The 12,639-nt window shown below is 56.8% G+C and carries 11 protein-coding genes; all 11 read right to left on the bottom strand.

Annotated features, from left to right (window positions below; all coding sequences use genetic code 11):
* Positions 1-6 precede the first annotated feature (6 nt).
* The 11 genes from emrB to nrdH all read right to left on the bottom strand — a co-directional run bounded on the left by emrB (position 7) and on the right by nrdH (position 12,570).
* Positions 7-1,539, bottom strand: a complete 1,533-nt coding sequence (gene emrB, locus SOM48_RS20040) for a multidrug efflux MFS transporter permease subunit EmrB (protein ID WP_312480450.1) — start codon at positions 1,537-1,539, stop codon at positions 7-9.
* Between the two features lie 15 nt (positions 1,540-1,554).
* Entirely contained in the window at positions 1,555-2,727 is a 1,173-nt protein-coding gene (emrA, locus tag SOM48_RS20035) for a multidrug efflux MFS transporter periplasmic adaptor subunit EmrA (RefSeq protein WP_054803934.1), read from the bottom strand.
* A 117-nt stretch (positions 2,728-2,844) separates the two neighbouring features.
* Positions 2,845-3,375: a transcriptional repressor MprA gene (mprA, locus tag SOM48_RS20030; RefSeq protein ID WP_023480518.1), complete on the bottom strand. Its 531-nt coding sequence runs from the start codon at positions 3,373-3,375 to the stop codon at positions 2,845-2,847.
* Between the two features lie 450 nt (positions 3,376-3,825).
* Positions 3,826-5,010 carry an MFS transporter gene (locus tag SOM48_RS20025; RefSeq protein WP_320512872.1) on the bottom strand — a complete coding sequence of 395 codons (1,185 nt, stop codon included), beginning with the start codon at positions 5,008-5,010 and terminating at the stop codon, positions 3,826-3,828.
* Between the two features lie 153 nt (positions 5,011-5,163).
* Positions 5,164-6,159, bottom strand: coding sequence for a glycine betaine/L-proline ABC transporter substrate-binding protein ProX (gene proX / locus SOM48_RS20020; protein WP_128482277.1), 996 nt, complete (start codon positions 6,157-6,159; stop codon positions 5,164-5,166).
* 60 nt (positions 6,160-6,219) lie between these two features.
* Positions 6,220-7,284: a glycine betaine/L-proline ABC transporter permease ProW gene (gene proW, locus SOM48_RS20015; RefSeq protein WP_139566953.1), complete on the bottom strand. Its 1,065-nt coding sequence runs from the start codon at positions 7,282-7,284 to the stop codon at positions 6,220-6,222.
* Positions 7,277-8,479 carry a glycine betaine/L-proline ABC transporter ATP-binding protein ProV gene (gene proV / locus SOM48_RS20010; RefSeq protein ID WP_320512871.1) on the bottom strand — a complete coding sequence of 401 codons (1,203 nt, stop codon included), beginning with the start codon at positions 8,477-8,479 and terminating at the stop codon, positions 7,277-7,279. The genes proW and proV overlap by 8 nt, the downstream gene beginning before the upstream one ends.
* Positions 8,480-8,842: 363 nt before the next feature.
* Positions 8,843-9,805 carry a class 1b ribonucleoside-diphosphate reductase subunit beta gene (gene nrdF / locus SOM48_RS20005; protein WP_320512899.1) on the bottom strand — a complete coding sequence of 321 codons (963 nt, stop codon included), beginning with the start codon at positions 9,803-9,805 and terminating at the stop codon, positions 8,843-8,845.
* A 10-nt stretch (positions 9,806-9,815) separates the two neighbouring features.
* Complete coding sequence (gene nrdE, locus SOM48_RS20000) at positions 9,816-11,960, bottom strand: class 1b ribonucleoside-diphosphate reductase subunit alpha (RefSeq protein WP_076769104.1); 2,145 nt, start codon at positions 11,958-11,960, stop codon at positions 9,816-9,818.
* Positions 11,933-12,343 (bottom strand): class Ib ribonucleoside-diphosphate reductase assembly flavoprotein NrdI, encoded by a 411-nt coding sequence (gene nrdI, locus SOM48_RS19995; protein WP_054803938.1) that lies wholly within the window; start codon positions 12,341-12,343, stop codon positions 11,933-11,935. Before nrdI ends, nrdE begins: the two co-directional genes overlap by 28 nt.
* Positions 12,340-12,570 carry a glutaredoxin-like protein NrdH gene (gene nrdH, locus SOM48_RS19990; protein ID WP_042712550.1) on the bottom strand — a complete coding sequence of 77 codons (231 nt, stop codon included), beginning with the start codon at positions 12,568-12,570 and terminating at the stop codon, positions 12,340-12,342. The genes nrdI and nrdH overlap by 4 nt, the downstream gene beginning before the upstream one ends.
* Positions 12,571-12,639 lie beyond the last annotated feature (69 nt).

Here is a 12,639-nt window from a genome sequence, read left to right as displayed (position 1 = left end):
TTGGCGTTAATGCGCGCCGCCGCCGCTGCCTGCACCAAACGGGGGTTTGGCAAACCAGACCAGGCCAAGCAGTATCAGGAAGACCCCCGCCGAGACCCAGAAAATTTCGTTTGCCGAAATGATCAGCCCCTGGTTGGTGATCTGCTGGGCTATCCAGCCTGATGACTGCTGCTGCGACATCCCCATTCCCTGCAGCTGGTTATACATCTCCTGCGCGTTCGGATTATAAGGGTTAACGGACTCCGTCAGCTGCGCGTGGTGCATCGATTCCCGGTTGGTCCACAGCGTTGTGGTGATGGACGTGCCGATCGAGCCTGCCAGCGTTCGCGTAAAGTTCGACAAACTGGAGGCCGCAGCCAGCCGCTCCGGCGGCAAGCCGGAGAGGGTAATCGTTGTCAATGGCATAAAGAAGCAGGCCACGGCGAAGCCCTGAATAAACTGCGGCCACGCTGACGCGCCAAAATCCATTCCCGGCTCAAATGTATAAGCGCGCCAGTAGAAGCACACCGCATACATAATAAAGCTGAAGGTCACCAGCCGGCGCATATCCAGCTTGTGCGCAAAGCGGCCAATAATCGGCGACAGCAGTACCGGGATCACGCCGACCGGCGCAGACGCCAGCCCGGCCCAGGTTGCGGTATAGCCATACACCTCCTGCAATAGCTGCGGCAGCAAAACAATCGCGCCGAAGTAGAGCATATAGGCAAGGCTGATACACAAGCAGCCGATGGTGAAGTTCCGCGACTTAAACAGCGAGAGATCGACAATCGGGTTATCGTCGGTAAGCTCCCACACCACGAGGAAACTCAGGGAGATCACCGCGACAATCGTCAGCACAATAATCTCTGTCGAGTTGAACCAGTCCAGCTCTTTCCCCTGGTCGAGCATCACCTGCAGGCTACCGATACCCACCACCAGCAATGCGAGGCCTACGCCATCAATACGCCGCTGCTCGGTACGCGTCTCACGTCCACGCAGGCTTTGCAGCGTCAACAGCACCACCAGCGCGCCAATTGGCACGTTGATAAAGAAGATCCAGCCCCAGTGGTAGTTATCGCTGATATAGCCGCCGAGGATCGGCCCGCAAATCGGCGCGACAATCACCGTCATTGACCAGAGTGCCAGCGCGATAGAGCGCTTCGCTGGCGGGTAGTTACTCAGCAACAGGCTCTGCGAAAGCGGGATCAGCGGCCCGGCAACAATCCCCTGGATAACGCGGAAGAAGATCAGCATCCCAAGGCTGTTGGAGACGCCGCACGCCCACGAGGCGATGGCAAACGCCACCGTCGACCAGAGAAAGAGCCGCACTTCGCCGAAGCGTTTTGCCAGCCAGCCGGTAATCGGAATTGAGATGGCGTTCGCCACCCCGAAGGAGGTGATCACCCAGGTTCCCTGGCTCAGCGAGGAGCCAAGGTTACCGGCGATCGTCGGGATAGCCACGTTGGCGATGGTGGAATCCAGCACCTGCATGAAGGTCGCGAGTGAAAGTGCAATGGTCATAATGACCAGCTGCGCGCCTTCCAGCGGTTTCTGTTGCATGGCACTCATATAAGATTACCCGGCGTTGGCTTTCACGATGTTATTAATAAGCGTGTTGACCGGCTCAAGATTGATCTCCCGCGCGTTACTCTCATACGCTGGCGTGGTGCGTGCCTGCTTCGCCAGCACGGCGCCATCGCGCGCGGAGGTATCGACTTTCACCGTCGTTGACAGGCCAATACGCAGCGGGTGATCTGCCAGCTGTTGGGCATCAAGCTCAACACGCACCGGCAGTCGCTGAACCACTTTGATCCAGTTCCCGGTTGCGTTCTGCGCGGGCAGCAGTGAGAAGGCGCTGCCGGTACCCATATCGAGACCGACCACTTTGCCTTTGTACTCAACCTCATCGCCATAAAAATCGCTGATGATGGTCGCGGTCTGGCCAATGCGCATATGCGCAAGCTGCGTCTCTTTAAAGTTGGCATCCACCCAGAGGTTGGTTGCCGGAACCACCGCCATTAACGGAGTAGTGGTGGCGATCTGCGCGCCAGGCTGCACCGCGCGGCGGGAGACATAGCCGGTAAGCGGGCTGACAATTTTGGTGCGCTGCAAAGCCAGCCAGCTATTACGGACTTCTGTTGCTGCCTGCTTTACCGCAGGCTGCTCTTCGAGCGGCGTATCCAGCACGATCGCCTGGTTGGCGTTATATTGCTGAACGGCAACATCCAGTGCGGCCTGCGCGCTGGCAACCGCATCACGGGCGTGCTGCAACTCTTCGCGACCAATCAGATTCGCACTGCCGAGCGGCACGCGGCGGTTAAGATCGCTCTGCGCCTGGGCAAGGGCGGTCTTTTTCAGCTCAACGCTGGCCTGCAGTTGTTTGCTGTTGATGATGGACTGGCGGGTCTGACGCACGCTGGTGGCCAGCTGGGTCTGCGCTTTTTCAAACGCCTGGCGCGCATCGGTCTCATCAAGCGTGACCAGCACATCGCCTTTCTGCACAAAATCGGTGTTGTCGGCCCAGACTTTCGTCACGCTGCCGGAGACCTGCGACATGATCTGTACCTGGTTCCCTGCCACATAGGCGTCGTCCGTCTCTTCAAAATGACGCAGGACTAAAAACCAATAAATTCCGTATGCCACGGCAATAACAACAAAGAGCAAGGTCAGTAACAGCAGCAATCCCTTACGTTTGCCGCGCTTTTTGACCGGTTGCTGCGGGGTCTGGCTCTCCGCATTTGCGCTCATGATTCTCTCCACGATCTTATTTTTAGTTATGTCGGCGTGTACCGACCTTTCGTCAGAAAGGCCAGCTTAGCTGGCCCTTCACATTGCTCATCCTGGAAACTAAAGCTGCTTATCGCGTTAGCGCAGCGCCTCGAGGACCACGTCCTCTTCATCCATCTGGTCGAGACGTGACAGAAGCTTACGGGTGATCTGCTCGAGCTGATCTTTCTCAGCGTTGGTCAGGGTTGACCAGAGTTGATGCAGGCAGTTGTGCTGCGGTGGCAGAACCTGACGCAGGAACTCGTGTCCTTTGTCGGTCAGTTGCAGATGCAGACAGCGGCGATCGTTGTCGCTTTCGCGGCGCTCGATCCAGCCGCGCTTCTCCAGCTCATCGGCGATGCGGGTGGCGTTGGTGCGTGACGAGCCCAGCGCGCTGCTCAGCTCCGACGGCTGAATGCTGTGATTTTCCTGCGACTCCAGGGTAATCAGCGCCATAAACAATGTCTCGTTAATGCCCTGCGCTTTCAGCATCTTATTGCGGTTTTCCAGCAGCTTGCCCTGCATGTGCATACAGAGGCGGGTCAATAAAATCTCCTGAAACGGGAAATCTTCATAGCGGCTGGCGCGAAACTTAAGCATTTGTTCAATGGGCGTAAACGAACTATCCATTTGGGTATAACCTCATTAATTGCAGTCGATATAGTAACGACGGTGACAAATAAAGTAAATGTATTATTTGTGCTAATAAATTTGCTCTATCTATGCATGTGGCAGAAATTTCCAGGCGACACCGGACAGCAGTGCGCTCACTAGCGTGAAGAAGACAGGGCGGTGACGATGCCAGAGGTGGCGACCGGCGAAGCGGGCGTATAAAACGAAGGAAAATGCCACGGCGGGGTGGCTAACAATAGGGGACAGGCGGTGTGTGATGCCTTCCGTGTGCGATGCCACCTTTTCAGGCCCGGCGGTGTAATTCAATGAACGATCCATATCCATAAAGTTTGTTATATATCACCCACGTTAATATAACCGGGATAAACAAGTCCTATAACCTTAGCAGAGTGACGGACGTGTTAACACCCCGGTTTGGCACCGAATTGCCTAAACGTGAGCGGTTGCTTAGCTCTGCGCCTCCGTATGGCGATATCCTCGCCACCACACCAGCACGTTAAGCAAGGCGAGCATAGCGCCCGCGGCGCAGACGCCAGCCCAACCCGCATGCTGCCACGCCGCGGCCGAAATCAACGACCCTGCGGCACCGCCGATAAAGTAGCTGGTCATATAGCCCGCTGTGAGCCGGTTACGCGCCTCCGGGTTCACGCGATAGATAATCGTCTGGTTTGTGATATGCACCGCCTGTACCGTGAGATCGAGCACGATAATGCCGATAATCAGCGCGAAGACGGAACTGTGACCAAACCAGGTTGCCACCCAGGAGAGCAGAAGCAGCACCAGACCACCTGTGGTGGTGAGATGGCCTTTACCGCGATCCGCCAGCCCTCCCGCCTGACGCGCGCCCAACGCACCGGCGGCACCCACCAGGCCAAACAGGCCAATCATCGCATCAGAGAAGTGAAACGGCGGCGCGGCCAGCAGAAAGGCCATCGACGTCCACAAGACGCTGAAGTTAGCAAAGCTCAGGCAGCCAAGCAGCGCGCGGGTGCGCAGCAGTTTATTGCTGGCGAAAAGGGTGAAGACGGAGCCGAGTAGCTGCGGATAGTTAAGGTGCGTTTCCGACTTGAGTTTCGGCAGGCCGCGCCAGAGCGCCAGCGCCATCAGCACCATTAAGACGCTGGCAACCCAGTAAACGGTGCGCCAGCCGCCGAGGCTTGCCAGCAGCCCGGCGACGGTGCGCGCAAGCAGGATCCCCAGCAGCAGGCCGCTCATAATCGTGCCGACCACTCGCCCACGGCTCTCGGGCGTCGCAAGCGTAGCGGCCAGCGGCACGAGGAGCTGCGCCACCACCGAGAAGAGGCCAGTAAGTGCGGTACCCAGAATCATCAAGCCGAGCGATGGGCTGCTGGCGGTAATCAACATTCCGCCCGCTGAGAGTAACGTCATCACCACTATTAATGTGCGCCGCTCAAACATATCGCCAAGCGGTACCAACAACAGCAGCCCGGCGGCGTAGCCAAGCTGCGCGGCGGTGACGATAAATCCGGCCTGGCTTGCGGTGATCGAAAAGGCGTTAGCGATGGTGTCCAGCAGCGGCTGTGGGTAGTAATTGCTGGCAACGGCGAGTCCGGTTGCCATCGACATCAGCGCAATCAGCGCCGGGCTAAGTCCGTGGTGAGTTTTTGTCATAGGTATCAACTATCAATGAGGTTCTTTGTCAGAAATCCATCATAGACAATTGCCCGGCTGCGTGTGTTGTTATCTGTGCACCCGGGCTGGATAAACAAACGCGCCACCGGGCAAGAACCCGATGGCGCGTGAGAAGGTCAAAGAGTAACTGCGTTACTTCTGCGCGGCGAGCGCCTCTTTCACCCAGCCATCAAACTGCTGCTGATGGGCTTTGATCCAGCCATCAACGTGGCCCTGCACATCCGCTTCGGAGGCTTTACCGGCGTGCATCATCGCATTCTGGGCGTTGATATCCGCCAGCGGCAGTTTCATGACGGCAAACAGCTTCGCCGCCGCCGGGTTTTTCTCCGCCCAGGCTTTATTGGCAACAATGTGCATGGTGTTCACCGGGAAGCCGTAGTTCATGCCGTTCGGCAGTTTGGTATCGATATTCTTCTGCTCACCCGGCAGGGAGGAGAACGGCACCTGCAGCCAGACCACATCTTTGCCCGGTTTCAGCACATCGCTCACCCAGTACGGCGTCCAGGTGTAGTAGAGGATCGGTTTCCCCTCTTTAAAGCGGGTGATAGTGTCCGCCATCATCGCCGAGTAGTTACCGTGGTTAACCGTGACAGTGTTCTCCAGGCCATAGGCTTTGTGCTGGTGGTTAATCACCGTTTCACAGCCCCAGCCCGGCGAGCAGCCCATCATATCGGCTTTACCGTCGCCGTTGCCGTCGAAAAGTTTGGCGATTTTCGGATCTTTTAACTGCTCGATATTGGTGATGTGGTACTTATCGGCGGTTTTCTTGTCGATCAGGTAGCCCTGCGCCGCGCCGGTCACATAGGTGCCTTCACGGTAGAACTTCTTATCGCCCCCGGCGGCGGCATACATATCATCATGCAGCGGCTGCCAGTTGACGGCGGTAAAGGTGACATCGCCTGCCGCCATCGAGGTGTAACCGACGTTGTAATCCACTTCATCCGGTTTTTCGACCGTATAGCCGAGCTTTTCAAGGCCGCGGCTAACCAGCAGCGTCTGGAACGCCTCTTCGGCGATGGTGCTCTGAAACGGCTTAACGGTAATGCCTTTGCCCGGCAGATCGGCGGCAAAGGCGCTGGTGGAGAGAAGGGTGGCAAACGCTGTGGCAAAAAGTACGCTATGTCGCATCGTTATTCCTTATTTTTCAGGTGTGATGTTGCTGCCCGGCCGGTGCGCCGGGCAGCAAAATTATTTGGCGAAGGGACGGGTCAGCAGGCCAAGTGGGCCAGTCTGATACCAGCGGCGGTTACCGCGGCTGCGCGAGTCGCGACCCACGGCCTGGGTCAGGCGGTCGAGGATAATCGCGAGGATCACAATCCCGACGCCGCCAACGCTGGCAAGACCCATATCAAGGCGACCAATACCGCGCAGCACCATCTGCCCCAGCCCGCCAACGGCGATCATCGAGGCGATTACCACCATCGACAGCGCCAGCATCAGGGTCTGGTTGATGCCCGCCATAATGGTTGGCATCGCCAGCGGGAGCTGAACTTTGAACAGCATCTGGCGCGGGCTGGCACCAAAGGATCGCGAGGCTTCGATCAGATCGGCCGGCACCTGGTTAATGCCGAGGATCGTCAGGCGCACCACCGGCGGCAGGGCGAAGATAATCGTCACCACCACGCCCGGCACGTTACCAATGCCGAACAGCATCACAATCGGCACCAGGTAGACAAACGCCGGGGTGGTCTGCATCGCATCCAGCAGCGGGCGGATAATCTTCGCTGCCCGCGGACTGCGTGCCAGCCAGATCCCCATCGGCAAGCCGATTACCACGCAGAACAGCAGCGCGGTGAGCACCAGAGCCAGCGTAATCATCGCCTGCGACCAGGCACCAATCGCGCCGATAGCAATCAGCGATACCAGCGTTGCAACACCCATCCCGGCGCTGCTCATCTGCCAGGCGATCAGCGAGAAGAGAATAATCGCCACCGGCGACGGCATGCCGAGCAGCAGTTGCTGAAAGCCGCTAAGAATGTAATCCACCGGCACGCGAATGCCCTGGAAGAGCGGGCGGAAGTGGAGCACCACCCAGTCGATCGCCTGCGTCACCCAGCTGTCGAGCGGGATCAGCGTTTTATGGAACGGATCCATAATGTTGAAGTGTTCCGGCGCGGGTGCCGGGGCGCTGTTAAGCCAGTCAGCGCTGCCGCTATCGGCGGGTGCTGCTGCACCGCCGCCCCACGCATCAGCCGACTGTGCGGCGCTGTCCGTTGCCGGTGCGCTCTGCCACGGATTGTTTTGATCAGCCATTGTTTGCCCCCTCGCGATCTAAAGCCTGCAGCAGCATTCGTTTCGAAATGATGCCCACGTACTGTTGCTCTTCACCCACCACCGGCACCGCGCAGGGCGCCTGTCCGACATGGGAGAGTAGTTCGCTGAGCGGCGTGTCTGCCTCCACCGCAAGCGGGGAGTCAATCAACGCCGCATCGATCCCTTGCGCGGCGGCCAGCGCCGCTTTCAGGGAGTCTATGGAGACAATGCCGACAAACTTATTGCCGCGCTCAATGACATAGCCATATTCGCGATCTTCATCCTGCAACATTTTCAGCGCCGAGCGCGGGCCGAAACCTGGCGTTTTACGGATCAGACCCACGGGCGTACGGCGCGCAATATCCTTCGCGCTGAACACCTGGCTAATATCAACGCCGCGGAAGAAGGTGCGCACATAATCATTGGCCGGATTATTCAAAATCTCATCCGGCGTGCCGACCTGCACCACTTCGCCGTTTTGCATAATCGCAATCCGGTCGCCAATGCGCATCGCTTCATCAAGATCGTGGGAAATAAAGACAACAGTGCGCTGATGTTTCGCCTGCAGCTTGACCAGCTCATCCTGCATCTCGGTACGAATTAAAGGATCGAGCGCGGAGAACGCCTCATCCATTAATAAGATATCGGGATTGATGGCTAATGCGCGGGCTAATCCGACGCGCTGGCGCATACCGCCGGAGAGTTCATCCGGATAGCCGTGGGCGTAATTTTCCAGCCCCACCTGGCGCAGTGCATCGAGCGCTTTTTCCTGGCGCTCCTGCGCGGGCGTGCCGGCTAACTCCATACCAAATGCGGTATTATCCAGCACCGTCATATGGGGCATTAGTGCGAATGACTGGAAGACCATTGCAATCTTTTTTCGGCGCACCTCGCGTAGCTCGGCATCGGATATTTTGGCAATATCGACGCCGTCTATCAGCACCTGTCCGCGGGTGGGTTCAATCAGGCGATTGAGAAGGCGTACCATAGTGGATTTACCCGAGCCGGATAACCCCATGATGACGAATATCTCGCCTTCTTCAATGGCCAGACTGGCGTCTTTCACGCCAAGCGACAGACCCGTTTTTTCCAGTATTTCTTCTTTCGAAAGTCCTTTTTCTATATATCTGAAAGCTCTCTGCGGATGCTCGCCAAATACTTTATAGAGATTCTTAACTTCTAATTTAATTGCCATGCAATAATAGAGTTCCTGTTATTTATTATTTCGATACGCTACCCAATGAATATATTTGACTGGTCATACCCTACCACACTCTCCATCTGAGACAACCCTTCTGTGCCGCGCTTTACAGAATTCCCTTGCAGTCAAATGGCATTATTTCCCATGATATAAGGGCTGGCGCGGGTAATCATTTTTTCGAATTGGACAGAAAAATTAGCCTGAATGGAGGTGATTTTGCGGAATATGAACAAACCATGACAGCGCAGACCGCCATAGTTATTTTGCTAAGAATCAGCTTAGATGAGGCGGAATATATAGTGGTTAATTAAAAAACGGGGGGATATTCTCCTCCCGCAGCGCGAGAGGAGAGGATATTTAAAAGTTCCAGTCTTCGTCTTCCGTTTCGACGGCTTTACCCATCACATACGACGAGCCTGAGCCGGAGAAAAAGTCGTGGTTTTCGTCGGCATTGGGTGACAGCGCCGACAATATCGCCGGGTTGACGTCCGCCATCTCCGGCGGGAAGAGCGCCTCATAACCGAGGTTCATCAGCGCCTTGTTCGCGTTGTAGCAGAGAAACGCTTTCACCTCTTCGGCCCAGCCGCTGTCGGCATAGAGATCGTCAGTGTAGGCAAGCTCGTTATCGTACAGCTCCATCAGCAGATCGAGGGCGAAGTTTTTCAGCGACTCGCGCTCGGCCTCGCTCACTTTCTCTAACCCTTTCTGGTACTTATAACCGATATAGTAACCGTGCACCGCTTCATCGCGGATGATGAGACGAATCAGGTCGGCGGTGTTGGTCAGCTTGCCGCGGCTTGACCAGTACATCGGCAGCCAGAAGCCGGAGTAGAAGAGAAACGACTCCAGAAAGACGCTGGCGATCTTCTTCTTCAGCGGATCGTCAGCGAGGTAATGAGCCAGCACTATCTGCGCTTTACGTTGCAGGGCGTGGTTCTCTTCGCTCCAGGCGTAAGCAACATCAACATCCCGCGTCTGGCAGAGCGTCGAGAAGATAGAGCTGTAGGAGCGGGCGTGCACCGCCTCCATAAAGCTGATGTTGGAGAGCACCGCCTCTTCATGGGGCGTGGCGGCATCGGGCATCAGCGCCGGTGCGCCGACGGTGTTCTGAATGGTGTCGAGCAGCGTCAGCCCGGTAAAGACACGGATCGTTAGCTGCTGCTCGGCCGGGCTTAAGCTCTGCCAGGCCGGAATATCGTTCGACAGCGGTACTTTTTCCGGCAGCCAGAAGTTACTGGTGAGCCGGTTCCACACTTCGAGATCTTTATCATCCTGGATTTTGTTCCAGTTCACCGCGCTGACGCGGGAGAGTGGGTTCATCATGCTTTCCTCATAGCGCACAGGAGACGCAGCCCTGGATTTCGGTGCCTTCCAGCGCAAGCTGGCGCAGGCGGATGTAGTAGAGCGTCTTAATGCCCTTTTTCCACGCGTAAATTTGCGCCCGGTTGATGTCGCGCGTGGTGGCGGTATCTTTGAAAAAGAGCGTCAGTGACAGCCCTTGATCGACATGGCGCGTCGCTTCAGCGTAGGTATCGATGATCTTCTCCGGCCCAATCTCGTAGGCATCTTCATACAGGGCCAGGTTCTCATTGGTCATAAACGGGGCAGGGTAGTAAACGCGCCCGGTTTTGCCCTCTTTGCGGATCTCAATTTTCGACACAATCGGGTGAATACTCGATGTCGCATGGTTGATATAGGAGATCGACCCGGTCGGCGGCACCGCCTGCAAATTCTGGTTATAGATGCCGTAACGCATCACCTCTTCGCGCAGCTGTTGCCACATCTCGCGCGTCGGGATGGTGATATTGGCGCGGGCAAACAGCGCGCGCACTTTATCGGTTTTCGGCTGCCAGTCGCCTTCAAGATAGCGGTCAAAGTACTCACCGCTGGCGTAGCGAGAGGCGGGGAAACCGGCAAAGGTCTGGCCGCGCTCGCGGGCGATCATCATCGAGGTATGCAGCGCGTGCCAGGTGATGGTGTAGAAGTAGAAATTGGTGAAATCGAGCCCTTCCGGGCTGCCGTAGGCAATGCCTTCGCGCGCCAGATAGCCGTGCAGGTTCATCTGCCCAAGCCCTATCGCATGGGAGGCGGCATTGCCCGCTTCCACCGACGGCACCGAGCGGATATGGCTCATATCGGAGACGGCGGTTAAACCGCGGATCGCCGTCTCAACGGTGCGGCCGAAATCGGGCGAATCCATAGTGTGGGCAATATTCAGCGAGCCAAGATTGCAGGAGATATCGTGCCCGGTGTCGGCGTAATCGAGGTTGTCATCAAAGGTTGAGGCGCTGTTAACCTGCAAAATCTCCGAGCAGAGATTGCTCATATTGATGCGCCCGGCAATCGGGTTAGCGCGGTTAACCGTATCTTCAAACATGATGTAGGGGTAGCCGGACTCAAACTGGATCTCCGCCAGCGTCTGGAAGAAGTCGCGCGCGTTGATCCAGCTTTTGCTCACCCGCTCATCGGCAACCAGCTGCTCGTAGTTTTCGCTGATCGCCATATCGCCAAACGGCTTGCCATACAGACGTTCCACATCGTAGGGGGAGAAGAGCGCCATCTGCGCATTCTCTTTCGCCAGCTGGAAGGTGATATCCGGGATCACCACGCCCAGCGACAGGGTTTTGATGCGGATCTTCTCATCGGCGTTTTCGCGCTTGGTATCAAGAAAACGCAGAATATCGGGGTGATGGGCATGCAGATAGACCGCACCTGCGCCCTGGCGTGCGCCCAACTGGTTGGCATAGGAGAAGGCATCTTCCAGCATCTTCATCACCGGGATCACGCCGGAAGACTGGTTTTCGATGCGTTTAATCGGCGCACCTGCTTCGCGCAGATTCGAGAGCAAAAAGGCCACGCCGCCGCCGCGCTTGGAGAGCTGCAGGGCGGAGTTCACTGCGCGACCAATCGACTCCATATTGTCTTCAATACGCAGCAGGAAACAGGAGACCAGTTCACCGCGCTGTTTCTTGCCGCAGTTGAGGAAGGTCGGCGTCGCGGGCTGGAAGCGGGCAGAGAGGATCTCCTCCACCAACTCCTGCGCCAGCGCGGTGTCGCCCTGCGCCAGCGTTAAAGCCACCATGCAGGCGCGATCTTCAAAATCTTCCAGATAGCGTTTGCCATCGAAGGTTTTCAGCGTGTAGCTGGTGTAGAACTTCCAGGCGCCGAGGAAGGTCTGGAAGCGGAAACCGCGCGCCTTCGCTTTCGCCAGCAGATCGATGACAAACGCCCGCTCATAGCGCGCGAGCACGCTCTCATCGTAATAATTTTCCGCCACCAGCCAGTTAAGGCGCTCATCCTGGCTCGCAAAGTGAACGCTGTTGGGGCGAACGTGGTGCGCCATAAACGCCTCCACCGCCTGGTGGTCTTTTTCAAACTGAATGCGGCCATCGCGATCGTAAAGATTGAGCATGGCATTCAGGGCATGGAAATCGGGCGTGCTCTGCATCACGCGCGCTGCGGTTGTCGTTGCCAAAATTCGCTTACTCCTGTTCGCACGTTGATGATGTCCTGCGCAGTACCCATCAATTCAAACCGATAGAGATAGGGCACCGCGCATTTTTGCGCGATCACATCGCCCGCACGGCAAAACGCATCGCCAAAGCTGCGATTGCCGGCGGCGATCACGCCGCGAATCAACGCCCGATTATGCGGATCGTTCAAAAAGCGGATCACCTGGCGCGGCACAGCACCGGCCGTACCGCCGCCGCCATAGCTGGGAACCACCAAAATATAGGGTTCGTCTACCTGAATGCGCTCACGCTCGTTAAGCGGAATGCGCACCGCCGGCAGCCCCAGACGCGCAATAAAGCGATGGGTGTTTTCCGAGCTGCTGGAAAAGTAGACGAGCGTGCTCATGCGGCTGCGCTGAGACGATTAATCATATCCGGGCGGAAGCCGGACCACTTTGTCTCGCCTGCAACCACCACCGGCAACTGGCGAAAACCCATCGCGCGCAGCTGGTCTGCGGCATCCGGCACATGATCAATGTTCACCATCTCAAACTCAAAACCGCGGCTCTCCATCGCCCGTTTGGTGGCGTGGCACTGAACACAATCATCTCGAGTGTAAATAGTAATGCGCATGATTCGTATTTCCGTTAAAAGTAGTAGAGCGGCGCGATATGTCGCGTCAGTTAGTGTATTGAGTACAAG

The organism is Kosakonia sp. CFBP8986 (assembly GCF_034044935.1).
Taxonomy (GTDB): domain Bacteria; phylum Pseudomonadota; class Gammaproteobacteria; order Enterobacterales; family Enterobacteriaceae; genus Kosakonia; species Kosakonia cowanii.
Note: the sequence above shows the minus strand (reverse complement) of the source record. Positions and strands in the feature narration are given on the sequence as shown.

Coding starts and splice junctions, on each gene's coding strand:
- emrB (WP_312480450.1), bottom strand. CDS start 1,539: ATGCAACAGAAACCGCTGGAAGGCGCGCAGCTGGTCATTATGACCATT.
- emrA (WP_054803934.1), bottom strand. CDS start 2,727: ATGAGCGCAAATGCGGAGAGCCAGACCCCGCAGCAACCGGTCAAAAAG.
- mprA (WP_023480518.1), bottom strand. CDS start 3,375: ATGGATAGTTCGTTTACGCCCATTGAACAAATGCTTAAGTTTCGCGCC.
- SOM48_RS20025 (WP_320512872.1), bottom strand. CDS start 5,010: ATGACAAAAACTCACCACGGACTTAGCCCGGCGCTGATTGCGCTGATG.
- proX (WP_128482277.1), bottom strand. CDS start 6,159: ATGCGACATAGCGTACTTTTTGCCACAGCGTTTGCCACCCTTCTCTCC.
- proW (WP_139566953.1), bottom strand. CDS start 7,284: ATGGCTGATCAAAACAATCCGTGGCAGAGCGCACCGGCAACGGACAGC.
- proV (WP_320512871.1), bottom strand. CDS start 8,479: ATGGCAATTAAATTAGAAGTTAAGAATCTCTATAAAGTATTTGGCGAG.
- nrdF (WP_320512899.1), bottom strand. CDS start 9,805: ATGAACCCACTCTCCCGCGTCAGCGCGGTGAACTGGAACAAAATCCAG.
- nrdI (WP_054803938.1), bottom strand. CDS start 12,343: ATGAGCACGCTCGTCTACTTTTCCAGCAGCTCGGAAAACACCCATCGC.
- nrdH (WP_042712550.1), bottom strand. CDS start 12,570: ATGCGCATTACTATTTACACTCGAGATGATTGTGTTCAGTGCCACGCC.